A 24,379-nucleotide genomic window follows, 5' to 3' on the forward strand; every position below is an offset into this window, starting at 1 on the left:
CGGCAGCTTCTCTTAATCTATAAATAATATGGTGAGGCTTTGGGTTTTTCGTATTTTTGCTAAAGCGAATTTTATTCCCAAAACAATGAGAAAAATACAAATGGTTGACCTTAAAGGTCAATACGAACATATTAAAGAACAGGTAAATACATCTATTATGGAAGTGATTGAATCTACGGCTTTCATAAATGGGCCTGAGGTTCAAAACTTTCAAAAAGAATTAGAAGATTATTTAGGAGTAAAACACGTTATCCCATGTGCAAATGGTACAGATGCGTTACAAATTGCAATGATGGGGTTAGGTCTTCAGCCAGGAGATGAAGTAATTACAGCAGATTTCACCTTTGCTGCAACTGTTGAAGTAATTGCGCTGTTACAACTAACACCCGTTTTGGTAGATGTAGATCCAATAAACTTCAATATAGATATCGAAGCTATTAAAAAAGCAATTACTCCAAAAACAAAGGCAATAGTGCCTGTTCATCTTTTTGGTCTCGCTGCCAATATGGATGCTATTATGGAGATAGCAAACGACCATAATTTATACGTTATTGAAGATAATGCCCAAGGAATTGGATCTAATTATACATCAAAAGATGGGTCTAAAACAAAAACAGGCGGTATTGGTCATATAGGATCTACCTCTTTCTTCCCGTCAAAAAATTTAGGTTGCTATGGCGATGGGGGTGCGATTTTTACGAATGATGATGCGCTAGCTCATACTATAAGAGGGATTGTAAACCATGGCATGTATATTCGCTATCAACATGATGTGGTTGGGGTAAATTCACGATTGGATTCTATTCAAGCTGCTGTCTTGAGAGCAAAATTACCACATTTAGATACCTACAATGCAGCTCGCCAAAATGCAGCGAGAAAATATTCCGATGCATTTAAAGATATTGAAGGTATTACAACCCCAACAGGTTACTGTGACGCAGGTGCCAGTATTTGCGATACGTGCGATTGCCACGTGTTTCATCAGTACACCTTAAGAATTAGGAATGCAGATAGAGACGCGCTGGTTCAACATTTAAATGATAACGGAATTCCTTGTGGCGTGTATTATCCAATTCCATTACACTTACAGAAAGCGTACGCAGATAGCCGTTACAAGGAAGCAGATTTTCCAGTTACAAACCAGTTAGTAAAAGAAGTGATCTCTTTGCCTATGCATACAGAGCTTGACGATGAACAAATTAATTTTATTACTAAAACCATCATCAATTTTGTTGCCAATTAAATGAAAAAAATACTCGTTACAGGTGGTTTAGGATATATTGGTTCACATACAGTTGTAGCCCTGCAAGAAGCAGGATACGAGGTTTTTATTATTGATAACCTTTCAAATACCTCTATCGATGTATTACAAGGGATTACTGAAATAACCAATACGCCACCCAAATTTGAGAGATTAGATCTTCGCATTAAAAATGATGTGGTAGCATTTTTCCAGAAGCATACTAATATGGATGGAATCATTCATTTTGCTGCCAGTAAAGCCGTAGGCGAAAGTGTTGAAAATCCGCTGTTGTATTATGAAAATAACATCAACTCGCTAGTCTATCTCTTACAAGAATGCAAAGCTCACAATATTTCAAATTTTATATTTAGTTCATCTTGTACGGTATATGGAGAACCAGATACGTTGCCTATAGATGAAGGTGCACCTATAAAGCAAGCAACGTCTCCTTATGGAAATACAAAACAAATAAGCGAAGAAATACTGAAGGATGTTTGCCACGTTTCAAATTTAAATGCGATAGCCTTACGCTATTTTAATCCTATTGGAGCGCATGCATCTGCACTTATAGGTGAATTGCCGGTGGGAGTGCCTCAAAATCTGGTTCCATTCATTACGCAAACGGCAGCGGGAGTCCGTAAAGAGCTTTCAGTATTTGGAGATGATTATGATACGCCAGACGGCAGTTGTATTCGAGATTATATTCACGTTGTAGATCTTGCCAGAGCACATGTAAAAGCTGTTGAAAGATTGATAAAGGCAGAGAATTCGGCTAAATTTAGGGTTTTTAATATAGGTACAGGAAAAGGAAATAGCGTATTGGAAGTAATAGCTGCTTTTGAAGAAGTAACGGGAGAAAAACTGAATTATAAAATAGTGGACAGACGGCCGGGCGATGTTGTTGCTGTATTTGCGGATACAAAAAAGGCCAATGAGGAATTAGGCTGGAAAGCAGCACACGATCTTAAGGAAGGTCTTGCCTCTTCTTGGAAATGGGAAAAAAAGGTAAGGGGGATCTAGGAGTTTGTTCTTAGCTACTTACTAAATACTTAGTAAAGGTTTAACAGCTTTAATTTGTGATTGGTATATGTAATGCGTTGTTTTGCAGTATAATTAAATAAAAATCCATGCAATTAGTTTCAGTCCGCAGAAAGACTAAGAAAGAAAAACGATTTTCTCAAACAATGGGAATCTTAACAACAAACGTAGTTTACATTCAAAGAACACTGCTTAACATTCCTGTAAAAACCCTTCACAAATATCGTGAAACCTATTATGGTAAAGTTAAGGATTGTGAAGAGTGTAGTATAACTGCTTAGAAGAAATTGAACTCAAATAAAAAATCCCGAAGCTTAGAAAGCTTCGGGATTTTTGTTTTACTATAGTTGTAGTTAATTATACTTCGGCTTTGCTGGTGGTTACCTTTCTATCAATTTTTCGCATTAATCCTTGCAATACATTTCCAGGCCCTACTTCAATAAACTCTGTTCCTCCATCTTTAATCATGTTTTGAATGCTCTGTGTCCACTTTACAGGAGCTGTTAATTGAAACATTAAGTTCTTTTGTATGTCAGCAGGATTGGTTACTGCAACGGTAGATACGTTTTGATAAATTGGGCAGGCAGGCGTTGTAAATACAGTATTCTCAATGGCTGCAGCCAATTCTTCTCTGGCAGGCTCCATTAAGGGGCTATGAAAAGCACCTCCTACAGGAAGCAATAAAGCTCTTCTGGCTCCTGCTTCGGTTAATTTTTCGCATGCTAAATTTACTGCGTTTATATCTCCTGAAATCACCAATTGTCCCGGACAGTTATAATTAGCTGCTACAACAATTCCTGGAGTATCTGCGCAAATGGCTTCTACCAAATGATCTTCCAAACCAAGAACAGCTGCCATAGTAGACGGTTCTAATTCACATGCTTTTTGCATGGCTTGCGCTCGTTTTGAAACTAATGTTAATCCATCGCTAAATGCTAATGTTCTATTCGCAACCAATGCCGAAATTTCTCCTAGAGAATGTCCTGCCACCATTTCTGGTTTAAAAGATTGACCCATTACTTCTGCTAATATGGTAGAATGAAGAAAAATAGCTGGTTGGGTAACTTTGGTTTGTTTAAGCTCGTCTGCAGACCCTTCAAACATGATTTTTGTAATATCGAACCCCAAAATATCATTGGCTTGTTGAAATAATTCTTTCGCTTTTGCTGAGCTTTCGTATAAATCTTGTCCCATTCCTGTGAATTGGGCTCCCTGTCCTGGAAAAATATATGCTTTCATTGTGGTTAATTTTAGCGGTAAAAATACCATAAAAAATCCCCTTTCAGAAATTTCAAAAAAGGGGATATTCTATAAATTAACGAGTTGGCCTACACCTTTATCTTACCAGATGTACCCATATCTATTTTTTCGCCCGTAACGGCAGCTTTTGCCAATTTAAAGAGTGACACTACTTTGTTATCGTCATTGCTCCAATAGGCTGCCTCTTTAGGGATAAATTTAATAGCCGTAATATTAGGGTCTTCTTCACCGTCAAACCAAGCATTGTCTGTGCTGGAGTATAATTCTTTAATAATAGCTCTGTCGTGAACAATTTCAGCATAGCCATACACACTTAAAAATTTCATATCACTACCACCACTATATAGCAATTGCGTGTTGTCGTCTTTAATAATATCGGCATTGTGATCGCTGTTTTTATTACTCAAAAACCAGATTCTTCCTTGGTCGTCAACTTTTTTGGTGCTCATAGGTACTGCACTAATGGGTTGTACACTTAAATTTGTCGCCAGCATACAGAAATCTACGTCCGTAGCAATATCTTTAATTTTTTCGATAGCCTCTTGGCTATATAAATTTTTTTGACTCATAGTTTTTTGTTTTATTTTAAAGATACACAGAGGTTTCAGCAGCCACGCCCAACAAAATGCCAAAGTATTTTGAAAGTTTTGTTAAGTATAAAGTCAGGGAACTGTTATTATTTGAGGAAGATGTTACCGTTCAATCCAATTGAAATACTGCAGGTTTTCAAATCACAACTACCACTTATTTCCTTACCCAAGTCTCATAGGTAAACGCATAGTTATGACGGTCGTCTTTAGGATGTGGTATTTCTGCAATAAGTTCCCATTGGTCTTTATTAATTTCTGGGAAATAGGTGTCTGCGTCAAAGGTTCCGTGGACGCGGGTAAGTTCAATTTTATCTGCTATGGCTATTGCCATTTTATAGATTTCACCCCCACCAATTACAAAAGGTTGCGGGTCGCTGGTAGCTTTTATGAAGGCAGCATCTATGGAATGTACCACTATGGCGCCGTCTTTTTTATACCCTTCATTTCTGGTAATCACTACGTGGGTACGATTGGGAAGCGGTTTAGGAAACGACTCGAAGGTTTTGCGGCCCATAATAATATAATGACCCGTGGTAAGTTGTTTAAAACGTTTGAAATCGTCTGGTAAATGCCAAACTAAATCATTGTCTTTTCCAAGCTCGTTGTTTTGGCCTGCGGCGGCAATCATTGTAATCATCTTTGTTCGGGGGGGAGTTGGTTGGGATTGTTTTTTTTTACTTCAGGAGTTTGGGAAGGGTTCGTTAAAGCTTCGGTTTTGCGGGCAGATTTTACTTCATCTACAGTAACTTCTTGCACGGCTTGTTTTTTTAATTGAGCGATACGTGTTTCTTGTTGTTTTTTCAGCTTCTCTAATTGCTGGTTTTCCCATTCTTTGCCCATAAACTTATTCATCACAAATACATTGAACACGTGAATTAACAAAAGAAATATCCAAAGCAAGACTACCCAAATAGACCAGTCTTTCAGTAAGACTTCATGACCTTTTTTAAGGATAAGATCAACTATAAGAAGCAAAATGGAGCCCACTAAAAAAATAATGAAGTGACGCATCAATCCTTTTTTCTGCTTGATTCGTTTGCGGGCGTAGTCGTATTGTTCGCGCTGGTCGGCGTCTATTCTGTCGTTTTTATTGGTTTTTGAAAACATAGTTGGTTACCTTTAGTCTCACGTAAAAATACCCAAAATTAACCGTACAAACCTCTCAGTTATGGAAGATTTAAGAAATCTGTTCCCAGTTACAAAAACGCACACCTATTTAAATACAGCATCTGCTGGACTGGTTTCCACAAAGTTAGTACAATGGCGTAGCGAGCACGATAAGAAGCTGTTGCAACAAGGGAGTATTTTTAGAGATACACACAGAGCGATTTTAGACGGAGTGTGCGATCAGGTATGTAATTTTTTTAGTGCTTCCAAGCATGAAGTGGCGCTTGTTCCTAATTTTTCGTTTGGATTTAACACTTTGTTAGAGGGTATTCCAGAAGGTAAAAAAGTACTGTTATTAAGCCATGACTATCCTAGCATTAATTGGGCATTTGAGCATCGGGATTTTAATGTTTGTTATGCTGAAGTTGACGAAAATTTAGAACAAAATATTGAGGTGGCCGTTGCCCGTCATAAACCAGATATTTTTGCTTTTAGTATTGTACAGTATTTGAATGGTATTAAAATAGATTTCAACTTTTTAAAACAGTTGAAAGCATACCATCCAGATTTGCTATTAGTAGCAGATGGGACGCAATATTTGGGTACGGAACCTTTTAATTTTACTGAAAGTGCTATTGATGTCCTAGGGGGCAGTTGTTATAAATGGATGCTGTCCGGCTACGGAAATGGAGTTTTTATGGTAAAGGAAGCTGTGCAACACAGCATACATCCAAGTACCATTGGTTTTAATTCGGCCAATGGTATTTTTAGTGCTAGAGAAAGTATTCCGTTTATGAAACGTTTTGAACCTGGACATCAAGATACTTTGACGTATGGAAGTTTAGGGCAAAGTATTCGGTTTTTAGAGGAGTTTGGAGCCGATAAAATTTCAGAAAAATTACAGCTGTTATGTGGGAAGGCAAAGGAAGCTTTTATAGAAAAAGGGATTTTGGATTTGGCTTCAGCAAGAAGGGAAAACTTTTCTACCATTTTTAATATTACAGGGGATGAAAATCTTTTTCAGAAATTAAAAAATGAAAATATTATTTGTTCGCAGCGTGGTAAAGGGCTTAGGGTAGGTTTTCATATTTATAATACCGAAGAAGACTTACATAAATTACTATGTGTATTGTAAATATTTAGGATTGTACAATGTCAACACCTTTCCAAAACGCTACATATCCTTCAATAGGTTTTGCCGCATGGCTTGTTTCTGGATAATACCAAGCTGCATCTTTGTTGGTTTCTCCATTCACAGTAATACTGTAATAAGAAGCCTCTCCTTTCCAAGGGCAATGACTATGAGTCTCCGTTTTTTTGAAAAATTCTGAGTGTATCGCCTGTGGCGGAAAATAATGATTGTTTTCAATAACAACAGTATCGTTACTTTCGGCAATAACCGTGTGGTTCCAAATGGCTTTCATATATTCGATTTAAGAATTAAATAAATTATTTTTTACTGTGCATCCAACAAAGACACCACAGGCAGACTTATTATTTTCTTCTGAAAACATAATCTTTATAATACCCTTTCTCATCTTCGAAAGAAGTCTCAATGGTTAATCCAGCAGAGTCTGCAAGCCACTGGACAGTTTTGTCGTCATACTTTTGAGAAATTTCTGTATGTATAGTTTCCCAGGCATCAAAATTAATATGTAAGTCTATTGCCTTTACGGAAACTTCCATAGCTTCGGTAGCTACCAGAAAACTCTTTGCAGTACCAGATTCTGGGTCATACACTTCCCAATGTTTAAAGTTGTCCACATTAAAATCACCTTCCAATTCACTGTTAATACGGTGAAGTAGATTTTTATTGAAAGCCGCGGTTACTCCCGTTGTATCATTATACGCATCCAGAATGGTCTGCGGATGTTTTTTTTGGTCAAAGCCCATAAAGAGTAAGTCTTCAGAGCTCATAATATCTTTAAGTTTAGTTAAAAAATCAATGGCTTGCGGGTGTAAAAGATTACCAATGTTAGAACCCAAAACCATTAAGACTTTTTTTCGTGCATTGTATTTTTGAAGTCTTTCTAGCACTTCAAAATAGGTTCCTGTTTCTCCATCCACAGTTACTTGGGGAAGTTCTTCCGCAAGGTTATTTGTTAAAGAATCGATAGCATTTTGGCTTATATCAATTGGTTTATAAACATAATCGAAGTTATTTTCAGTCAAATGACTCAGTATTACTTTTGTTTTTTTACCATCGCCTGCCCCCAGTTCAATAAGGTCGAAACCAGTTTGGATGTTGCTAAATAATTCTGCTATTTCTGTTGCATGAAGCGATAAAATATCAAACTCACAATTGGTGAGGTAGTATTCTGGAAGATTCATAATATCCTGAAAAAGTTTATCTCCCTTTTTATCATAAATATATTTTGAATACAAATACTTTGGAAAAGAGGTAAGACCTTGATGTACATCGTTTTTAAAAGATGCTTCAATTTTTTGGGTATTTTTAATGCTCATATGTGCTGGGTCGTAATTATCTGGCTAGTCTTATACCGGTGTATTGCCATCTTAAATTGGGTTGAAAAAAATTGCGGTAGGTGGGTCGTGTATGCTTTGGTGCTGTAACTACAGAGCCACCTCTAAGCACTTTTTGATTTACCATAAACTTGCCGTTATATTCACCAATGGCTCCAGGAGCTTTCGTATAGCCAGGATACGGAAGGTAGGAGCTCTCGGTCCATTCCCAACGGCTTCCCCAATCAAAATGTTGCTGGGCAATTTCCCATTCAAATTCGGTTGGGAGGCGACAACCCTTCCATTGGGCATATGCAAAAGCCTCATAATAAGACACATGACAAAGAGGTGCTTTTGGATCAATTTTTTGTAGTCCTTGAAAAGTATAGTAGTGCCATTCACCTTCAATAGAATGCCAGTACATAGGCTGTACCTGATTTTCTAGCTTTACCCATTCCCAGCCATCTGCGTGCCAATGGTTAAAATCTGTATATCCTCCAGCGTCTATAAATTCTATAAATTCAGCATTTGTGACCAACCTATTTGAAATCTCGAAGTCCTGAATATAGGTTTTGTGATGTCCTAATTCGTTATCATAACAAAAGCTACCTTCAGTATGTCCAATTTCATAAACGCCCTCTTTAAAAGGAAGCCATTGCTGTGTAATTTTTTCTACGGAATGTTCGGTAAAATCGTTATTATATTTTGGAAGTAAGGGGTTATTTCCAAGGATATACTTAATATCTGTCATCAATAATTCTTGATGCTGTTTTTCATGATGAATTCCAATATTGAGTATTTCTTCTACTTCTTCTGAAATTTCAGAAGCTAAAAACTCCTTCATTTCATTTGTTACATAATGTCTATAATCGTAAACTTTTGTAACTCCAGGACGTGATAAATTACCACGGTCGCTACGTATTACCCGTTTTCCTAATGATTCATAATAACTGTTGAAGACGAAGGCGAAATCTTCATCAAAAAGTATGTAATTAGGTTTGTGATGTTTTAGGATAAATTCTTCAAAAAACCATGTAGTATGCCCCAAATGCCATTTTGGTGGAGAAACGTCCACGACAGGTTGTACCACATAATCTTCAATTTCCAAAGGTTTGCAAAGTGCTTCGGTATGGTATCTGGTTTCAGTGAAAAGTTGTAATAGTGTTTCTGTATCAATCATAAAAAATAGTGAAAAAACGAGTATGTTTTTACACCTTAAAGATAAGGTTCTCTATTATTTTTATGGAAATATCTTGCGTTAAACCCGTGTTAAACTAGCCTAATACAAAAACGAGGGGTAGGGTATATTTAGTTTTAACCGGATACTTATCATGCCTGCCCGGAATAAAATTGGGAAGTAGCTCAAGTACACGGTTTGTCTCTTTCTGAAGTTGGGGGTGTGGCGTCCTAATCTTAATATCCTTTATACCCCCGTTTTCATCTATGATAAATTGAGCGTATACACGTATTCTTCTTTCGTTAAGGTTCAGATTTTTGAACAGCCCTGTGTTAAATTTTTGTTTGGCAAAGGCCTCTACAGATTCTTGCGTACAAAGTATTTCCTGTTGTACAGTACCAGCACTGCAATCTCTATATCTAGGAGGCGTGTCTACTTGCGAAAAAGAAATAACTTCTTCTTGCGCCGTGCTTATAGTGACCACAGATAACAACAGGAAAAAAATTTTCCAGCCCATTTATTTTCCCGTTTTAAAAGTGATAGGGACAATGTATTGAATAGCTCTCGGCTTTCCTCCCATCATACCTGGCTTTTTCATTTTTGGAATGAGACTTATATTTCTTTTGGCTTCGGCCTGCAAAGCTGCGCTTCCTCCAGTAATACTTTTAATATCTACAAGGCCTTTTTCGTTGATGTAAAAATCTACTATTACCCGCCCTTGTTCATTTTTTTTATAAGAATCTGTAGGGTATTTAAAGTTTTTGGCAATGTGGGTTGCTAATTTTTGCTTAAAACAGTTGTCACGCTGGGAAGCATTTCCAGATTCGCAACCTGGCCAGATAGGAGCCAGTTCTTTTAGAGTTAGTTTATTCTTTTGTACATCTCCCCATTCTTGCTGTGCAAAAAGAGTTGTGGTTACAAATAAACTAAAGATAATTAGGGCATATTTCATAAGGGGATGGTTTTTAAACAGCAACCGCACCTTTAATGTGCGGATGCGGATGGTAATCTTTCAGGCTGAAGTCATCAAATTTGAAGCCAAATATATCTTTTACATCTTTATTTAGCAACATTTTTGGTAAAGGACGTATTTCTCGGGACAATTGTAACTCCAACTGTTCGAAATGATTTTTATAAATATGAGCATCACCAAAGGTGTGTATAAAGTCCCCCGCTTGATAGCCGCATACCTGAGCCATCATCATAGTAAGTAGTGCGTAAGAAGCAATGTTGAAAGGTACTCCCAAGAAAATATCTGCGCTTCGTTGATACAGCTGGCAAGACAATTTTCGGGTGCTTTCATCGCCTTCAATTTCTGGGGCACTCACATAAAATTGAAAAAACGCGTGGCATGGTGGTAAAGCGGCCTTGCCATTTGCAACATTTTCAGAAAAAGGAACAGAAGTGTTAGGCATCACGCTAGGATTCCATGCACTCACCAGCATCCTTCTGCTGTCTGGATTTGTTTTTAGGGTGTGGATAATATCTGTAATCTGGTCTATTTCTTCATTGTTCCAGTTACGCCATTGATGCCCATATACAGGGCCTAAATCACCATTTTCATCCGCCCAGTCATTCCAGATACGAACTCCATTTTCCTGGAGGTATTTTATATTGGTATCTCCGTTTAAGAACCATAAAAGTTCATAAATAATAGATTTTAGATGTAATTTTTTGGTGGTCACCATAGGAAACCCCTCATTCAAATCGAATCGCATTTGATACCCAAACACACTTTTGGTACCTGTGCCTGTGCGATCACTCTTGCTATTTCCTTGCTCTAAAACGTGTTTTACTAAATCGTGGTATTGCTTCATCTTCTGCCTTATTTTTGAATGGTTTAAATGTAAAAAAGAAGGGCTACTCTTTAAACTGAAATCTTCGGGATTTATTACAAGTTATCAACGGGATTTTTTTAATAATAAAATTGCTAACTTGCAGTGATTAACTAACAAAGAATGAAGGCTACCTACCAAACTCCTCACGGCCCAATGGACTGCTTTAAAAATTGCTTAATCTTTAAGCTCGTGGGTACTGGTATTAGTGCTATTGCAGCCAAAGAGATCATGCAGTATGCTTATGATCATTACGGAAATAATAAATTTGTTTTTATTTCCAATCGAGAATTTGCTTCCAATATAGATCCTAAAGCGTACGATGCTATTAATCCAAAATTGATGGTCGGCTTGGCTATTGTTTCACAAGAAGAGGCCGTAAAACAGGAGGCGATACAGGAGCAACAGTTGTATTTAGGCTCTTTTAGTTATTTCAAAACAGTAGAAGAAGCAAAAGATTGGGCTACGACAGTTGTTAAAAATTCTTAGCCAATTAACATTCCGGCAATAGTTGCTGTTAGTAAAGCGGCTACGGTTCCACCAATTAAAGCTTTTATTCCAAATTTTGCCAGCGTACTTCGCTGTTTTGGCGCTAAAACACCAATGCCACCAATTTGTATTCCAATAGAAGCAAAATTTGCAAATCCACAAAGGGCGTAGGTTGCAATTACAATAGATCTATAGTTCGTAATGGCGCCAGCTTGTTTTAATTCACTGAGGGAGGCATAGGCGAAAAATTCGTTTAAAATGGTCTTTTCTCCTAGCAACTGGCCAATTACAACCATATCTTCAGCAGGTACACCAATAACCCAGGCAACCGGTGCAAATACATTACCTAATATATATTGTAATGAAAATCCACTATACCTTCCTTCAGTAGCGGAAGCAATTATATCATTTAACCCGGTAGGAGCGCCAATGATATCTACGGTAATCCAGTTAAAAACAGCAATAATAGCGGTAAAAACCAATAGCATAGCGCCTACATTTACTGCAAGTTTTAATCCTTCAGTAGTTCCTCTGGAGATGGCGTCTAGAATATTGGTTCCTATTTTTTCTTTGCTGATGTCTAGTTTTTTGTCTACCGTTTCGGTTTCTGGGTAGAGCATTTTTGCAATCAAAATAGCTGCAGGGGCAGACATGATAGATGCCGTTAACAAGTGTTTTGCAAAGATTATTTTTTCAACATCGCTATCACCACCTAAAAAAGCTATAAAAGCGGCTAAAACTCCCCCGGCAATCGTTGCCATACCACCAACCATTAAGCAGAGCATTTCAGATTTTGTCATCCGGTCCAGGTAAGGTTTTACTACTAAAGGCGCTTCGGTTTGACCTATAAATATATTTGCTGCTGCCGCAAGACTTTCGGCCCCAGAAAGACGCATGGTTTTGCTCATTACCCAGGCAAAGGCTTTTACAAATAATTGTAGAATGCCCAAATAATACAATAAAGAGGTAAATGCTGAAAAGAAAACAATAGTTGGTAATACTTTAAATGCGAAAATGTATCCAAACGTATCCATGTCTGTAACCAATCCGCCAAAAAGGAATTCTGCACCTTTCTCACTAAAATTTAAGAAGGTAACCACTTTGTCGCTAATCCAATCGAAAACACCCGCTACGAAGGGTACTTTTAAGACAAGCAGCGCGAAAATAATTTGAAGCGCTAAGCCAGTACCTACAAGCCGCCAATCTATTTTTCTTCGGTTGCTACTCAATAAATAACACACAAGCAATAAGAAAATCATTCCAATAATACCTCTGTATACACTTGAAAAACTAACGCCTAAACTTCTGGAAGTGTCTAGGGCAATGTTGCTTTTGTCGTTTTCATCTGTATTTAATGTGGAAGCCGTTACGTCCGAAATTTCGGTTTGAGATGGGGCAGAGAAACGGTAGGTTGTATTTTTTTCAGTAAAAGAAAGGGCTGTATCTGTGAGTTCGGTAATTCTATAACGTCGTATGGTATCTGTTGGCGTGTTGAAAAAAAGCACCAATAAGTTATTCTGATAGATATAATCTCCGGAAGCTTTTAGGACGTCGGCTGCTGCTAGGTGGTAGTTGAAAACTCCGTCTTTTAGTGAAAACGTATCGTCTTCAGATATATCGAAAAGTGGATTTCCTGAAGCGTCTTCAATAGCGGAGAAATTCCAGTCTTTTTCAATAGATTGCCCGAACACACTTCCGAAGAACCCTAAAAAAGAAAAAACAATGACTAATTTCTGAAAGTGTTGCATACAAAAAGAGGTAATACGTTAAGAGCGTTTAGAAACCTCATCTCTAATGCTGGCGGCGCGTTCATAATCTTCATTATTAACGGCATCGTTTAACATGGCTTTGAGTTCCTTAAGAGTATATTTTGAAAAATCTTCGGCTTTTTTTGGGGTGGATTCGGCATCGTCTCCCAAGATGAGTTCTTCTAAAATAGTTTCTTCTTGTTTTGAAATTTTCTTCTTTTTACTCGGGGTAGATTTCAGATAGATACCTGCTTTTTCCAAAATAGCTTTGTAGGTAAAAATGGGAGCTTTAAACCGGAGTGCTAATGCAATGGCATCACTGGTCCTGGCATCAATAATTTCTTCCAGATTGTCTCGTTCGCAAATAATACTAGAATAAAAAACACCATCCACTAATTTATGGATAATAACCTGTTTTACAACGATAGCAAATCTATCGGCGAAATTTTTGAACAAATCGTGAGTGAGTGGGCGCGGAGGTCTAATCTCTTTTTCTAACGCAATGGCGATAGACTGTGCTTCAAAGGCACCAATAACGATGGGAAGTTTGCGTTCTCCATCTTCTTCATTCAAAATAAGTGCATAGGCACCATTTTGTGTTTGGCTATAGGAGATTCCTTTTATATTTAATCGTACTAGGCTCATTATGAACGCTTAAAAATCTTTTCCCTAACCCTAAAGGGAAGATTTTAATACTATTTTTATTCAATTTTCACCCTTTAGGGACGGGCAGAATAAAATTGACAACTAAGAGAAAAGGCTGTTTAAATTAGGCGTTGCTAATTTAAACAGCCTTTTTCGAGGCACAAATTACTAAAAAATTATGCGTTCTATGCTTCGATACAATTTTCTTTTTTTGCAAAAAAAAGAAATCATTCAGCCCCCTTAGAAATTTAGTTGTTTTGAGCTTTAAACTCTTTTAGCTTTTCTACTAATTGTGGTACAACTTCAAAAGCATCCCCTACAATTCCATAATCTGCTGCTTTAAAGAAAGGAGCTTCAGGATCGTTATTGATAACTACTTTGATTTTTGAGGCATTAATTCCAGCCAAATGTTGAATGGCACCAGAGATACCAATGGCGATGTACAGATTGGACGCTACAGGTTTCCCTGTCTGTCCAACGTGCTCGCTGTGTGGTCTCCAGCCCATGTCGCTTACTGGCTTAGAGCAAGCGGTTGCTGCACCTAAAGTTTCTGCCAACTCTTCTATCATTCCCCAGTTTTCTGGGCCTTTCATCCCGCGACCTGCAGAAACAACTATTTCGGCATCTGCGATAGTAACCTTATCTGTTGCTTTGTCTACTGAAACTACTTCGGTTGAAAAATCTCCCTCTGCTAACGTAGGTGAAAAAGCTTCGGCTGTAACTGAAGTTTCGTTTTCTTTAATTCCGTAAGCATTTTTACCAAGACCTAGTACTTTTACTTCGGTATTGATTTCAGTATTGCTGAAGGCTTTGTTGGTAAACACATTATGCTTTACTGTAAAAGGTGACGTAGATGAGGGGAGTTCCGTTACATTTGGAACGTAACCTGCTTCCAGATTTACGGCTACCAGTGGCGCCATAAATTTGCTGTTAGCGCTAGACGTAAGTACTACTACTTTGGCGCCTTCAGCTTTTGCAGCCTGTGCTACTACGTCTGCATAAGCTTCAGCATTAAAATTATTTAATTTGTCATTGGAAACCTCCAATACTTTTGAAGCACCAAATTTCCCTAATTCTGAACTATCACCAGCATTTACCGCTATGGCAGTAACGCTTGTGCCCATCGCATCTGCAATACCTTTTGCGTACGAAACTGCTTCGTGAGCTATTTTTTTAAATGATCCATTTTCGGATTCTGTATATACTATAACTGACATAATTTTCTTCTAAAATTATAAATTCCAAAACTCAAATTCCACATAACAAACTTGTTATGATGATCACGTTTTGTGATTTGTGATTTTCTTTTTTGTGATTGTTAAATCACTTTCGCCTCGTTGTGTAACAGGTCTATTAAATCCTCTACGTTGTCGACCAACTTCACCGTTCCTTTTGGGGCTGGTTTTTCGAAGCCTTTAGTGTTGGTTTCGGCATTGGCATCGATTGGTTCCTTCACATGTAAAGGCTTGGAGCGCGCTTGCATAATTCCTCTCATATTTGGAATACGTAGGTCGCTTTCTTCTACCAGTCCTTTTTGTCCTCCCACTACCAGTGGAAGTTTTGTGCTAATAGTCTCCTTACCACCGTCAATCTCGCGGATAGCAGTTACGCTCTCACCTTCAACTTCTAGGCTAATGCAGGTGTTCACAAAATTAGCGTCTATCATTTTTGCTAACATTCCTGGAACCATTCCGCCATTATAATCAATAGACTCACGTCCACCAATAACTAAATCGTATCCACCTTCTTTTACAACATGTGCCAATTGCTTGGCAACGCTATACCCGTCGGTTGCGGGAGTGTTTACTCTAATGGCTTCATCTGCTCCAATTGCTAGAGCTTTACGCAGGGTGGGTTCGGTTTCCGGACCCCCAACATTGGCAACGTGCACTGCCGCACCTTGCTTTTCTTTAAACCACATAGCTCGCGTAAGGCCAAACTCATCGTTTGGGTTGATTACAAATTGTACGCCGTTGGTATCAAACTTTGTGTCACCGTCGGTAAAATTAATTTTGGAAGTAGTATCCGGCACGTGGCTAATGCATACTAATATCTTCATATATCTTCTGTTTTTGTAGTAAATTTTAAGGATGTCAAAGATACCAAATATTATTCATAAATACTATGCACGCATAGTAAAATTTTAAAGGATGTAAAGAAAATCGGCTGAGAGGGTTTAAGTACTCTTAAATAATATTATTTTTGTCACAGTACCTACTGGTAAGAATCGAAATAAAATATCCGCTATATAAACTGAACGGAGTCAAAGAATGTTTAATAAAACTAATACGCAAAGGTTACTGAGCGCAGTCGAAGTATGAAAACACTACAATTTAGAGAAGCCATTTGCGAAGCGATGAGCGAAGAAATGCGCAAGGACGAATCCATTTTTTTAATGGGCGAGGAAGTAGCCGAATATAACGGAGCTTATAAAGCCAGTAAAGGAATGTTGGACGAATTTGGAGCGAAACGTGTGATAGATACCCCAATTTCTGAACTTGGTTTTGCAGGCGTAGCGATTGGTAGCACCATGAAAGGTAACCGGCCTATTGTTGAGTTTATGACCTTTAACTTCTCACTTGTTGGGATTGATCAGATTATAAATAACGCTGCAAAAATTAGACAAATGAGTGGTGGGCAGCTTAAGTGTCCTATTGTATTTCGTGGGCCCACAGCGTCAGCAGGACAATTGGCAGCAACACACTCCCAAGCTTTTGAGAGTTGGTTTGCCAATACGCCAGGGTTAAAAGTTGTCGTGCCTAGTAATCCAGCAGATGCTAAAGGATTACTGAAAAGCGCCATCCGCGATGATGATCCTGTAATTTTTATGGAAAGCGAGCAAATGTATGGTGATAAAGGCGAAGTGCCGGAAGGAGAATATTTAATCCCATTAGGAGTTGCTGAGATTAAAAGAAAAGGAACCGATGTAACTATTGTATCCTTCGGAAAAATAATAAAAGAAGCCTACAAAGCTGCCGAAGAGTTAGCAAAAGAAGGTATAGAATGTGAGATTATCGATTTACGTACCGTCCGCCCAATGGATCATAACACTATTATGGAATCGGTTAAAAAAACGAATCGCTTGGTGGTCTTGGAAGAAGCGTGGCCTTTTGGAAATGTAGCGACCGAAATTACCTATCAGGTACAAAGTCAAATATTTGATTACTTGGATGCACCTATCATAAAAATAAACACAGCAGATACACCAGCGCCCTATTCGCCAGTATTGCTGAAAGAATGGTTGCCTAACAGTGATGATGTGATTAAAGCCGTAAAGAAAGTACTATACAAGGATTAAGTCAAAAAGGACAAAGTCCAAATAAGAAATCCCAAATTCCAAAAGACTTATTTTTGGAATTTGGGATTTTTCTTTTTGAAATTTTCAGCATAACGGTCTTTTAAGAATAATTTAATTGTCAAACAATCCATTTATTGCGTTATTTGCGGTTGCAAAAGCGACTACATTTAATGGTTGCCTTTACGCTACCTACTTATGAAGCATATATACTTCTTATCTTTTTTCCTTTTTACGACCATCGTTTTTGCTCAAACAAAAGTGAGCGGTGTGGTAACAGATCCGTCAGGGATGACCGTTGCTTTCGCCAATGTTATTTTTAAGGATAGCAATATAGGAACCATAACAAACGAGGATGGCCGGTTTTATTTAGAAAGTGACGATACCTATAGTACCGTCGTGTTTTCATTTATTGGTTATGAGACTAAGGAAGTTTCCTTAGAGGGTAAGACGACCTACAAGATGGATGTGGTTTTAGCTGAAGAAGCTTCAGCCTTAGATGAAGTAGTGATTTTTAGCGGAAAAACTTCTAAGAAAGACAATCCAGCGCTCGCTATCCTTCGTAAAATTTGGGAAAACCGCCGTGAAAATGGTGTGAAAAAATTCAATCAGTATAGCTACGATAAATACGAAAAACTAGAATTTGACCTTAATACTATAGATTCTACTTTAATAAAGAGTAGGGTTTTTAAGGGAATGGAATTTATCTGGGACCAGATTGATACGTCTAACATTACGGGAAATAGCTATCTCCCTATTTTCATAAATGAAGCGATTTCAAAAGTATATGGTGATAATCTGCTGAAAGAGCAAAAAGAAATTTTAGAAGGAAATAAAAATAGTGGATTTGAAAATAATCAAACACTCATTGCCTTTGTAAAAGACTTATATAAGGAATATGATGTATACGATAACTATCTAAAGTTTTTCGACAAAGCCTTCACCAGCCCGTTATCTCGAACCGGTATAGATGTGTATAACTATGTTTTGCTGGACAGTGCCTACCGCGATAATAAATGGTGTTATAATATTGTGTATTATCCGCGCCGTAAGGGAGAGCTTACTTTTAAGGGCGATTTTTGGGTAAATGATACTACGTTTGCCATTAAAGAAATAAACCTTCGGGCGTCCAAAAGTGCCAATCTTAACTGGGTGCGTGAAGTGTATATTGAACAAGAATTTGATGTACTAAACGATTCTATTTTCTTAATTACAAGAGATCATTTTTTGAGTGATTTCAGTTTCAGAAAAAAAGAAGAAGCGCAAGGAGTTTATGGAAGGAGAACCACGTTGTTCGATAATTATTCTTTCGATATTCCGAAGGATAAAAGCTTTTATGGCGAACAGGTAGATCCATACAAGGAGGAAATCTACAATCGCCCCGACGAATATTGGGCAGAAAAGCGAATGGAAGAGCTCAATAAAGATGAAAAAGGCGTTTATAAAATGCTGGACACGTTAAAAACGGTCCCGCGCTTTCAGACTTTTTATAAAATTGGCGCTACGTTAGCCTCTGGCTATTACCAAGTGGGGAATATTGATGTAGGTCCCGTTTTTTCCATATTTGGTTTTAATGAAGCCGAAGGATTACGACTGCGACTGGGTGGAAGAACTTATTTTGGGCAAAACGATCCGTGGCGATTAGAAGGATTTGGAGCGTACGGATTTGGCGATCAGCGTTTTAAATACGGTGTCTCGGCCAAATGGTTATTGGATAGAAGAAGTAGACTCACCGTTTTTGGAGGAAACCGAAAAGACGTAGAGCAAGCAGGTGCCAGCCTTACCACCAGTAATGATGTGTTGGGCAGAAGTTTGGCATCTTCATCGTTAATTTCCGTAGGCGCAAACGATAGATTAACCCGTATAAATTTAACTACCGCAGGATTTTCTTTTGAACCTGCTAAAAACTTTAGTGCCCGAATTACAGGTTCATACCGAACACTGGAATCTGCCACCGAAACCTTTAGTCTGGACTATTTTGATGAAGATGGAAATATACAATCTCAAATCTCACAACCTGAAATTGAATTAGGATTCTTTTATACTCCGCGAAGAAAAACTTCTGGGTATGGTGTAGAAAGAACCATTATAAACGATGGGGATTTTGCTAATTTATACTTGGGGTATACTTACGGAATTAAAGATGCTTTTGGTGGCGATTTTGAATATTCGAAACTCCAAGCACTGTATAGTCAGCCATGGAATATTGGTGGAATTGGCCGTTTGTATTCAACTGTTGAGGTAGGAACAATATTCGATCCTGTGCCACTGGGATTGTTAAGTCCAATTCCTGGAAATCAAACGTATTTTAGTCTTTACAATGCCTTTACAAATCTGGATTACTACGAATTTGTGAGCGATACCTATGCCTCATTGCACTTACAACATAATTTTGGCGGAAGGATTTTCTCTAGAATTCCATTTTTACGTGATTTGGATTTACGTGAAGTCATTGGATTTAGAGCTGTGTATGGTCAGATTTCAGATGAAAATATTGCTTTAAATGCTCCTAACGGATTATTATTGCGAGCCCCAGAAGATATTTATTACGAATACAGTGTTGGGATAGGAAATATTTTTAGAGTCTTCCGTTTAGATTTTAACTTCCGTGGAAATTACTTAGAGAATCCAGAAGCCAGAAAGTTTGGTGTTACGGGGGTATTTGGGTTTTCATTCTAAGCAAGTGAAACCTAATGAGCAATCCAGCTCCTTTTCCTTATCAGCTAAAAAATAAAATTTATATTTAATTTCCTGTGATACAGGGGAGGGGGAATTTGATAAAGTATTTATAATAAATACTCCAAAGGTACTTCCGCCAGATCCGGAAGAGCTTTCCTAACATTTATTAGTAGCAACTAATAGGCTAAAATCCTAAAAAAGCGTATTTTTGCACCCCCTAAAAATGCAGGGTCAACTATTTAAGAGTAAAAGAATCAAGACATGACAGCAGATAAAGTAACTACCTTTGACGTACTAATTGAAATTCCAAAAGGAAGCCGAAACAAATACGAATACGATTTTGAATTGAAGAAAATACGCTACGACCGTATGATATTTTCTTCTATGATGTATCCGGCAGACTACGGTTTTATTCCAGAAACTTTGGCTTTGGACGGTGACCCTTTAGACGTTTTGGTTTTGGTGACAGAACCAACCTTCCCAGGTTGTGTAATTGAGGTAAAGCCTATTGGAGTGTTCCATATGGCTGATGAGAAAGGACCGGATGAAAAAGTAATCTGTGTACCAATAAGTGACCCAATTGCCAATACGGTAACCGATTTAAAAGACCTGAACCCCCATCTTATAAAGGAGATTGAGCACTTTTTTCAAGTATACAAAGATCTGGAAGAAAAGAAAGTAGATGTTGGTGGCTGGGGAGATGTGAACGAAGCAAAAGATATTGTTGTTAAATGTGTAGACCGCTTTAGAGCTAGCGATATTCCGGTAAAAGATGTGAGTATTCGCTAAAAAGTAATACTTCTAAAAGCCCTATAAACAACCGTTTATAGGGCTTTTTTAATTTGACCTATTTCATTACATTTGCACCCACTTAATCAAACAAAAAATACTATATGGAATCAATTATGATTTATATGCCGATCGCCTTGGCACTATTAGGCCTCGTTTATATGCTTGTCAAGAAATCTTGGGTGATGAAGCAGGATGCCGGTGACGGTAAAATGAAAGAAATTTCAGATCACATTTATGAGGGCGCACTTGCTTTCTTAAAAGCAGAATACAAATTGCTTACCATTTTCGTAATTATAGTAAGTGTATTACTTGCTGTTGTTGCATTTGTTGTGCCTACGACACATTGGTTAATTATTATTGCATTCGTTTTAGGGGCTATCTTTTCAGCCTTTGCAGGAAATATAGGGATGAAGATTGCTACTAAAACAAACGTACGTACTACACAAGCAGCACGTACTAGTTTACCTAAAGCATTAAACGTTTCTTTTGGAGGTGGTACTGTTATGGGTCTTGGTGTAGCAGGTCTTGCTGTATTGGGATTAACGGCATTTTTTATATTCTTCTTTCACTTCTTTATGGAAGGTGTTTGGGCTAGTGAAATGATTATGGTGAATGGAGAGTTAGTGAGTCAAGGTAATTTTGATATGACTATAGTTCTTGAAACTTTAGCTGGCTTCTCACTAGGTGCAGAGTCTATTGCATTATTCGCCCGTGTTGGTGGTGGTATTTATACCAAAGCGGCCGATGTAGGAGCAGATCTTGTAGGTAAAGTAGAAGCAGGCATTCCTGAAGACGATCCTCGTAACCCTGCAACTATTGCAGATAATGTAGGAGATAACGTAGGGGATGTTGCCGGTATGGGAGCAGATTTATTCGGATCGTATGTTGCAACAGTGCTTGCAGCAATGGTGTTAGGTAACTACGTGATTAAAGATATGGGAGGTAATATTGCTGATGCTTTTGGCGGAATTGGACCTATCTTATTACCTATGTCTATTGCTGGTGTAGGGATTATAATTTCTATCATCGGTACTATGTTAGTACGTATTAAAAGTAACGATGCTAAAGAATCTCAAGTAATGGGCGCTTTAAACATAGGAAACTGGACGTCTATTATTTTAGTAGCGATCGCTTGTTTTGGTCTCTGTAAGTGGATGCTGCCGGAAACAATGAAAATGGAATTCTTTGGGGAAGGTTTACAAGAGATTTCTAGTATGCGTGTATTTTATGCAACGCTGGTAGGTCTTTTAGTAGGAGCAGTAATTTCTTCAGTAACCGAATACTATACCGGATTAGGTAAAAAGCCTATCCTTAAAATTGTGCAACAGTCATCAACAGGAGCAGGAACAAATATTATTGCAGGTCTTGCAACGGGTATGATTTCTACATTTCCATCGGTTTTATTATTTGCGGGTGCTATCTGGGCTTCTTATGCCTTTGCAGGTTTTTATGGAGTTGCGTTAGCTGCTTCAGCAATGATGGCGACAACGGCTATGCAATTAGCGATTGATGCTTTTGGACCTATTAGTGACAACGCTGGTGGTATTGCTGAAATGAGCGAACAAGACCCAATCGTTCGAGAAAGAACAGATATCTTAGATTCAGTAGGAAATACAACCGCTGCAACAGGAAAAGGATTTGCGATCGCATCTGCTGCGTTAACATCATTGGCCTTATTTGCTGCCTATGTAACATTTACAGGAATTGATGGGATTAATATTTATAAAGCGCCAGTACTGGCCATGTTATTTGTTGGTGGTATGGTGCCAGTTGTATTCTCTGCCCTTGCTATGAATGCAGTAGGAAAAGCAGCCATGGAAATGGTGCAGGAAGTACGTCGTCAATTTAGAGAGATTCCAGGTATTATGGAAGGTACAGGAAAACCAGAATACGATAAATGTGTGGCAATTTCAACAGAAGCATCTTTAAAGCAAATGTTATTACCAGGCGTACTAACTATTGGCTTTCCATTAGTGATTGCATTCCTACCATTAGCTTTCGGAATGGAAAAATTGGCTATTGCAGAAATGTTAGGAGGCTATATGGCTGGAGTTACCGTAAGTGGAGTGCTTTGGGCAATTTTTCAAAACAACGCTGGAGGTGCTTGGGATAACGCTAAAAAATCGTTTGAAGCAGGTGTTATGATTAACGGGGAAATGACATATAAAGGTAGTGAAGCTCACAAAGCAGCAGTAACTGGAGATACAGTAGGAGATCCGTTTAAAGATACGTCAGGCCCTTCTATGAATATCTTGATTAAATTAACTTGTCTAATCGGATTAGTGATCGCTCCTATCTTGGGAGGTCATAGCGCAGATACAGATGCAGATGCAACCACAACCGAAGAAATGGTATTTATAGATGAAGATGGAAACAGAACCGTATTAACTGAAAGACAGGTCGAAATTATTAAGAACGATGGGAACGCCACAATTAGAGGTGGTGAAAATCTAAATAATAAAACGGAGACGTTTGTAGAAATGCTGAAAAATGAAAATAACGATCAGGTAACTGCAAATGTTGAGATTAGACGTACCGTTGATGGCGAAACAACTGTTGAAAATAAATCGTTTACGGGAACCGAAGAGGAAGTGCGTGATCAGCTAAAAGATGTTGAAGGTGTGAAAATTAAGATTAAAGACAAAGAATAATTTAGCTTAAGTCGTTAAATATAAATTAAACCCTGCCTTTACGGCAGGGTTTTTTTATGGAAATAGTTAACTTCACATTACGATGAATTATGACGATCTCATAACCCTGGGGATAGCTTTTGGTCTCGGAATGCTCATTGGGCTTCAAAGACAACACACAGACAATAAGATGGCTGGGGTGCGAACGTTTACGTTAATCGCAGTGCTGGGTACAGTGTCCGGTTTTCTTACGCGCGACTTGGATAATCCCTATATTCTTCCAGCCATAGGCCTTTCCTTAACAGCCCTTCTTGTGGTTGCCAATGTTGTAAAACTGAAAAAATTAACCGAAGCCGATGTTGGTCAAACCACTGAAGTTGCTGCGCTACTCACTTTTGCTATAGGTGCATACCTTGTAGTGGGAAATCAGGTAATTGGCGTTATTGTAGGAGGAGCTATGGCGGTTTTGCTTTATGTAAAAGAGCATCTTCACAACTTTATAGAAAACTTAAAAGATAAAGACCTGGCTGCTATTATGACCTTTGCAGGGATTTCATTAGTTATTCTGCCCATATTACCCAATGAAACATACGGACCACTAGATGTGCTCAATCCTAAAAATATTTGGATGATGGTAACGCTTATCGTTGGAATAAGTGTAGTAGGGTATTTCATTTATAAGTTCGTGGGGAAAAAAGTAGGGATTATCTCTAACGGAGTATTGGGCGGACTCATAAGTAGCACAGCTACAACGGTAAGCTATGCACGCAAAACGACCAGCTCCAAAAATATTGGGAAAATGGCCGCTTTTGTTATTATGACGGCTTCTACCATCGCGTTGGCCAGAGTTATGGTAGAAATTGGAGTGGTGATCCCGGAAAAACTTCCGCAACTCATAGTTCCTTTATTAGTTGAATTTGTTTTTATGGTGGCCTTGTGTGTAGCTTTATTTTATTTAATAAACAAAGATGCTTCACAAGACGAAGAAATGCCAGAGCCTAAAAACCCAGCCCAATTTAAAAGTGCTCTTGTATTTGGTTTGTTATATGGGTTCATTTTGTTAGCAGTAGCTTTCACAAAGAAAACATTTGGAAACGAAGCGTTATATGTAGTTTCTATTATTAGTGGCCTTACCGATGTGGATGCAATTACTTTGTCTCTTTCTCAATTAATGAAAGGTGGCGGCTTGGAAACCAATAGTGGCTGGCGATTAATATTGCTGGCATCACTTTCAAATCTTGTTTTTAAAGGTGTTATGGCAGCAACGTTAGGAACGAAACAATTGGCGAAGTGGATTGGGCTTTCCTTCGGATTGTCTATTATTGTTGGCTTGTTGCTTTTATGGTTGTGGCCTGAAGGCTGGCATTTTTAATCTCCTCAAAACATCT

23 protein-coding genes are annotated in these 24,379 nt (G+C 38.1%); 9 read left to right on the forward strand and 14 right to left on the reverse strand.

Annotation, left to right across the window (positions count from 1 at the left end):
• The first annotated feature begins 85 nt into the window (after positions 1 to 85).
• Both ACQ2HF_RS06475 and galE read left to right on the forward strand, forming a co-directional pair.
• The gene (locus ACQ2HF_RS06475; protein WP_432412709.1) at positions 86 to 1,243 is read left to right on the forward strand and encodes a DegT/DnrJ/EryC1/StrS family aminotransferase; all 1,158 of its coding nucleotides are present in this window, start codon (positions 86 to 88) and stop codon (positions 1,241 to 1,243) included.
• Positions 1,244 to 2,263 carry a UDP-glucose 4-epimerase GalE gene (gene galE, locus ACQ2HF_RS06480; RefSeq protein WP_432412710.1) on the forward strand — a complete coding sequence of 340 codons (1,020 nt, stop codon included), beginning with the start codon at positions 1,244 to 1,246 and terminating at the stop codon, positions 2,261 to 2,263.
• A 375-nt stretch (positions 2,264 to 2,638) separates the two neighbouring features.
• Here galE and fabD read toward each other — a convergent pair whose 3' ends face one another.
• The 4 genes from fabD to ACQ2HF_RS06500 all read right to left on the reverse strand — a co-directional run bounded on the left by fabD (position 2,639) and on the right by ACQ2HF_RS06500 (position 5,238).
• Positions 2,639 to 3,520, reverse strand: a complete 882-nt coding sequence (gene fabD, locus ACQ2HF_RS06485) for an ACP S-malonyltransferase (RefSeq protein WP_432412711.1) — start codon at positions 3,518 to 3,520, stop codon at positions 2,639 to 2,641.
• A gap of 89 nt (positions 3,521 to 3,609) precedes the next feature.
• Positions 3,610 to 4,110 carry a pyridoxamine 5'-phosphate oxidase family protein gene (locus ACQ2HF_RS06490; RefSeq protein WP_432412712.1) on the reverse strand — a complete coding sequence of 167 codons (501 nt, stop codon included), beginning with the start codon at positions 4,108 to 4,110 and terminating at the stop codon, positions 3,610 to 3,612.
• A 175-nt stretch (positions 4,111 to 4,285) separates the two neighbouring features.
• Positions 4,286 to 4,768, reverse strand: coding sequence for a dihydrofolate reductase (locus tag ACQ2HF_RS06495; protein WP_432412713.1), 483 nt, complete (start codon positions 4,766 to 4,768; stop codon positions 4,286 to 4,288).
• Entirely contained in the window at positions 4,765 to 5,238 is a 474-nt protein-coding gene (locus ACQ2HF_RS06500) for a 2TM domain-containing protein (protein ID WP_432412714.1), read from the reverse strand. The genes ACQ2HF_RS06495 and ACQ2HF_RS06500 overlap by 4 nt, the downstream gene beginning before the upstream one ends.
• Before the next feature lie 61 nt (positions 5,239 to 5,299).
• Here ACQ2HF_RS06500 and ACQ2HF_RS06505 point away from each other — a divergent pair, with 61 nt between their 5' ends.
• Complete coding sequence (locus ACQ2HF_RS06505; protein ID WP_432412715.1) at positions 5,300 to 6,373, forward strand: aminotransferase class V-fold PLP-dependent enzyme; 1,074 nt, start codon at positions 5,300 to 5,302, stop codon at positions 6,371 to 6,373.
• 4 nt (positions 6,374 to 6,377) lie between these two features.
• Here the strand turns inward: ACQ2HF_RS06505 and ACQ2HF_RS06510 are convergent, their stop codons facing one another.
• From ACQ2HF_RS06510 to ACQ2HF_RS06535, 6 genes are all read right to left on the reverse strand, one after another.
• On the reverse strand, positions 6,378 to 6,662 hold the full coding sequence (locus tag ACQ2HF_RS06510; RefSeq protein WP_432412716.1) for a DUF427 domain-containing protein: 285 nt from the start codon (positions 6,660 to 6,662) through the stop codon (positions 6,378 to 6,380).
• A gap of 70 nt (positions 6,663 to 6,732) precedes the next feature.
• Positions 6,733 to 7,704 carry an L-histidine N(alpha)-methyltransferase gene (locus ACQ2HF_RS06515; protein WP_432412717.1) on the reverse strand — a complete coding sequence of 324 codons (972 nt, stop codon included), beginning with the start codon at positions 7,702 to 7,704 and terminating at the stop codon, positions 6,733 to 6,735.
• Positions 7,705 to 7,720: 16 nt separating this feature from the next.
• Positions 7,721 to 8,881 carry an ergothioneine biosynthesis protein EgtB gene (egtB, locus tag ACQ2HF_RS06520; protein WP_432412718.1) on the reverse strand — a complete coding sequence of 387 codons (1,161 nt, stop codon included), beginning with the start codon at positions 8,879 to 8,881 and terminating at the stop codon, positions 7,721 to 7,723.
• 94 nt (positions 8,882 to 8,975) lie between these two features.
• Entirely contained in the window at positions 8,976 to 9,395 is a 420-nt protein-coding gene (locus tag ACQ2HF_RS06525; protein WP_432412719.1) for an energy transducer TonB, read from the reverse strand.
• Positions 9,396 to 9,830, reverse strand: a complete 435-nt coding sequence (locus ACQ2HF_RS06530) for a TonB family protein (protein ID WP_432412720.1) — start codon at positions 9,828 to 9,830, stop codon at positions 9,396 to 9,398.
• A gap of 13 nt (positions 9,831 to 9,843) precedes the next feature.
• Positions 9,844 to 10,695: a thymidylate synthase gene (locus ACQ2HF_RS06535; protein WP_432412721.1), complete on the reverse strand. Its 852-nt coding sequence runs from the start codon at positions 10,693 to 10,695 to the stop codon at positions 9,844 to 9,846.
• 141 nt (positions 10,696 to 10,836) lie between these two features.
• Between ACQ2HF_RS06535 and ACQ2HF_RS06540 the strand changes: the two genes are divergently transcribed.
• Positions 10,837 to 11,202: a thymidylate synthase gene (locus ACQ2HF_RS06540; protein ID WP_432412722.1), complete on the forward strand. Its 366-nt coding sequence runs from the start codon at positions 10,837 to 10,839 to the stop codon at positions 11,200 to 11,202.
• Here ACQ2HF_RS06540 and ACQ2HF_RS06545 read toward each other — a convergent pair.
• The 4 genes from ACQ2HF_RS06545 to ACQ2HF_RS06560 form a co-directional block, all read right to left on the reverse strand.
• Positions 11,199 to 12,950, reverse strand: a complete 1,752-nt coding sequence (locus tag ACQ2HF_RS06545; protein WP_432412723.1) for a NupC/NupG family nucleoside CNT transporter — start codon at positions 12,948 to 12,950, stop codon at positions 11,199 to 11,201. The two genes, ACQ2HF_RS06540 and ACQ2HF_RS06545, sit on opposite strands and share 4 nt — an antisense overlap.
• An 18-nt stretch (positions 12,951 to 12,968) precedes the next feature.
• Positions 12,969 to 13,595: a bifunctional nuclease domain-containing protein gene (locus ACQ2HF_RS06550; RefSeq protein ID WP_432412724.1), complete on the reverse strand. Its 627-nt coding sequence runs from the start codon at positions 13,593 to 13,595 to the stop codon at positions 12,969 to 12,971.
• Positions 13,596 to 13,843: 248 nt separating this feature from the next.
• Positions 13,844 to 14,812 carry an electron transfer flavoprotein subunit alpha/FixB family protein gene (locus ACQ2HF_RS06555; protein ID WP_432412725.1) on the reverse strand — a complete coding sequence of 323 codons (969 nt, stop codon included), beginning with the start codon at positions 14,810 to 14,812 and terminating at the stop codon, positions 13,844 to 13,846.
• 101 nt (positions 14,813 to 14,913) lie between these two features.
• On the reverse strand, positions 14,914 to 15,654 hold the full coding sequence (locus tag ACQ2HF_RS06560) for an electron transfer flavoprotein subunit beta/FixA family protein (protein WP_432412726.1): 741 nt from the start codon (positions 15,652 to 15,654) through the stop codon (positions 14,914 to 14,916).
• Positions 15,655 to 15,912: 258 nt separating this feature from the next.
• Between ACQ2HF_RS06560 and ACQ2HF_RS06565 the strand changes: the two genes are divergently transcribed.
• The 5 genes from ACQ2HF_RS06565 (at position 15,913) to ACQ2HF_RS06585 (ending at position 24,363) form a co-directional block, all read left to right on the forward strand.
• Positions 15,913 to 16,893 carry a pyruvate dehydrogenase complex E1 component subunit beta gene (locus ACQ2HF_RS06565; protein ID WP_432412727.1) on the forward strand — a complete coding sequence of 327 codons (981 nt, stop codon included), beginning with the start codon at positions 15,913 to 15,915 and terminating at the stop codon, positions 16,891 to 16,893.
• 195 nt (positions 16,894 to 17,088) lie between these two features.
• A complete protein-coding gene (locus ACQ2HF_RS06570) occupies positions 17,089 to 19,569 on the forward strand; it encodes a DUF5686 family protein (RefSeq protein WP_432412728.1) in 2,481 nt (826 codons plus the stop codon).
• 261 nt (positions 19,570 to 19,830) lie between these two features.
• On the forward strand, positions 19,831 to 20,358 hold the full coding sequence (locus ACQ2HF_RS06575; protein ID WP_432412729.1) for an inorganic diphosphatase: 528 nt from the start codon (positions 19,831 to 19,833) through the stop codon (positions 20,356 to 20,358).
• Positions 20,359 to 20,462: 104 nt separating this feature from the next.
• Positions 20,463 to 23,012, forward strand: a complete 2,550-nt coding sequence (locus ACQ2HF_RS06580; protein WP_432412730.1) for a sodium-translocating pyrophosphatase — start codon at positions 20,463 to 20,465, stop codon at positions 23,010 to 23,012.
• Between the two features lie 82 nt (positions 23,013 to 23,094).
• Positions 23,095 to 24,363, forward strand: a complete 1,269-nt coding sequence (locus ACQ2HF_RS06585) for an MgtC/SapB family protein (RefSeq protein ID WP_432412731.1) — start codon at positions 23,095 to 23,097, stop codon at positions 24,361 to 24,363.
• Positions 24,364 to 24,379: the final 16 nt, after the last annotated feature.

This window comes from Rasiella sp. SM2506 (assembly GCF_050859505.1).
In the GTDB taxonomy this organism is placed as follows: domain Bacteria; phylum Bacteroidota; class Bacteroidia; order Flavobacteriales; family Flavobacteriaceae; genus Marinirhabdus.

Bases quoted from the DNA above. Each gene is read 5' to 3' on its own strand.
- ACQ2HF_RS06475 (WP_432412709.1), top strand. From the start codon at position 86: ATGAGAAAAATACAAATGGTTGACCTTAAAGGTCAATACGAACATATT.
- galE (WP_432412710.1), top strand. From the start codon at position 1,244: ATGAAAAAAATACTCGTTACAGGTGGTTTAGGATATATTGGTTCACAT.
- fabD (WP_432412711.1), bottom strand. From the start codon at position 3,520: ATGAAAGCATATATTTTTCCAGGACAGGGAGCCCAATTCACAGGAATG.
- ACQ2HF_RS06490 (WP_432412712.1), bottom strand. From the start codon at position 4,110: ATGAGTCAAAAAAATTTATATAGCCAAGAGGCTATCGAAAAAATTAAA.
- ACQ2HF_RS06495 (WP_432412713.1), bottom strand. From the start codon at position 4,768: ATGATTACAATGATTGCCGCCGCAGGCCAAAACAACGAGCTTGGAAAA.
- ACQ2HF_RS06500 (WP_432412714.1), bottom strand. From the start codon at position 5,238: ATGTTTTCAAAAACCAATAAAAACGACAGAATAGACGCCGACCAGCGC.
- ACQ2HF_RS06505 (WP_432412715.1), top strand. From the start codon at position 5,300: ATGGAAGATTTAAGAAATCTGTTCCCAGTTACAAAAACGCACACCTAT.
- ACQ2HF_RS06510 (WP_432412716.1), bottom strand. From the start codon at position 6,662: ATGAAAGCCATTTGGAACCACACGGTTATTGCCGAAAGTAACGATACT.
- ACQ2HF_RS06515 (WP_432412717.1), bottom strand. From the start codon at position 7,704: ATGAGCATTAAAAATACCCAAAAAATTGAAGCATCTTTTAAAAACGAT.
- egtB (WP_432412718.1), bottom strand. From the start codon at position 8,881: ATGATTGATACAGAAACACTATTACAACTTTTCACTGAAACCAGATAC.
- ACQ2HF_RS06525 (WP_432412719.1), bottom strand. From the start codon at position 9,395: ATGGGCTGGAAAATTTTTTTCCTGTTGTTATCTGTGGTCACTATAAGC.
- ACQ2HF_RS06530 (WP_432412720.1), bottom strand. From the start codon at position 9,830: ATGAAATATGCCCTAATTATCTTTAGTTTATTTGTAACCACAACTCTT.
- ACQ2HF_RS06535 (WP_432412721.1), bottom strand. From the start codon at position 10,695: ATGAAGCAATACCACGATTTAGTAAAACACGTTTTAGAGCAAGGAAAT.
- ACQ2HF_RS06540 (WP_432412722.1), top strand. From the start codon at position 10,837: ATGAAGGCTACCTACCAAACTCCTCACGGCCCAATGGACTGCTTTAAA.
- ACQ2HF_RS06545 (WP_432412723.1), bottom strand. From the start codon at position 12,950: ATGCAACACTTTCAGAAATTAGTCATTGTTTTTTCTTTTTTAGGGTTC.
- ACQ2HF_RS06550 (WP_432412724.1), bottom strand. From the start codon at position 13,595: ATGAGCCTAGTACGATTAAATATAAAAGGAATCTCCTATAGCCAAACA.
- ACQ2HF_RS06555 (WP_432412725.1), bottom strand. From the start codon at position 14,812: ATGTCAGTTATAGTATATACAGAATCCGAAAATGGATCATTTAAAAAA.
- ACQ2HF_RS06560 (WP_432412726.1), bottom strand. From the start codon at position 15,654: ATGAAGATATTAGTATGCATTAGCCACGTGCCGGATACTACTTCCAAA.
- ACQ2HF_RS06565 (WP_432412727.1), top strand. From the start codon at position 15,913: ATGAAAACACTACAATTTAGAGAAGCCATTTGCGAAGCGATGAGCGAA.
- ACQ2HF_RS06570 (WP_432412728.1), top strand. From the start codon at position 17,089: ATGAAGCATATATACTTCTTATCTTTTTTCCTTTTTACGACCATCGTT.
- ACQ2HF_RS06575 (WP_432412729.1), top strand. From the start codon at position 19,831: ATGACAGCAGATAAAGTAACTACCTTTGACGTACTAATTGAAATTCCA.
- ACQ2HF_RS06580 (WP_432412730.1), top strand. From the start codon at position 20,463: ATGGAATCAATTATGATTTATATGCCGATCGCCTTGGCACTATTAGGC.
- ACQ2HF_RS06585 (WP_432412731.1), top strand. From the start codon at position 23,095: ATGAATTATGACGATCTCATAACCCTGGGGATAGCTTTTGGTCTCGGA.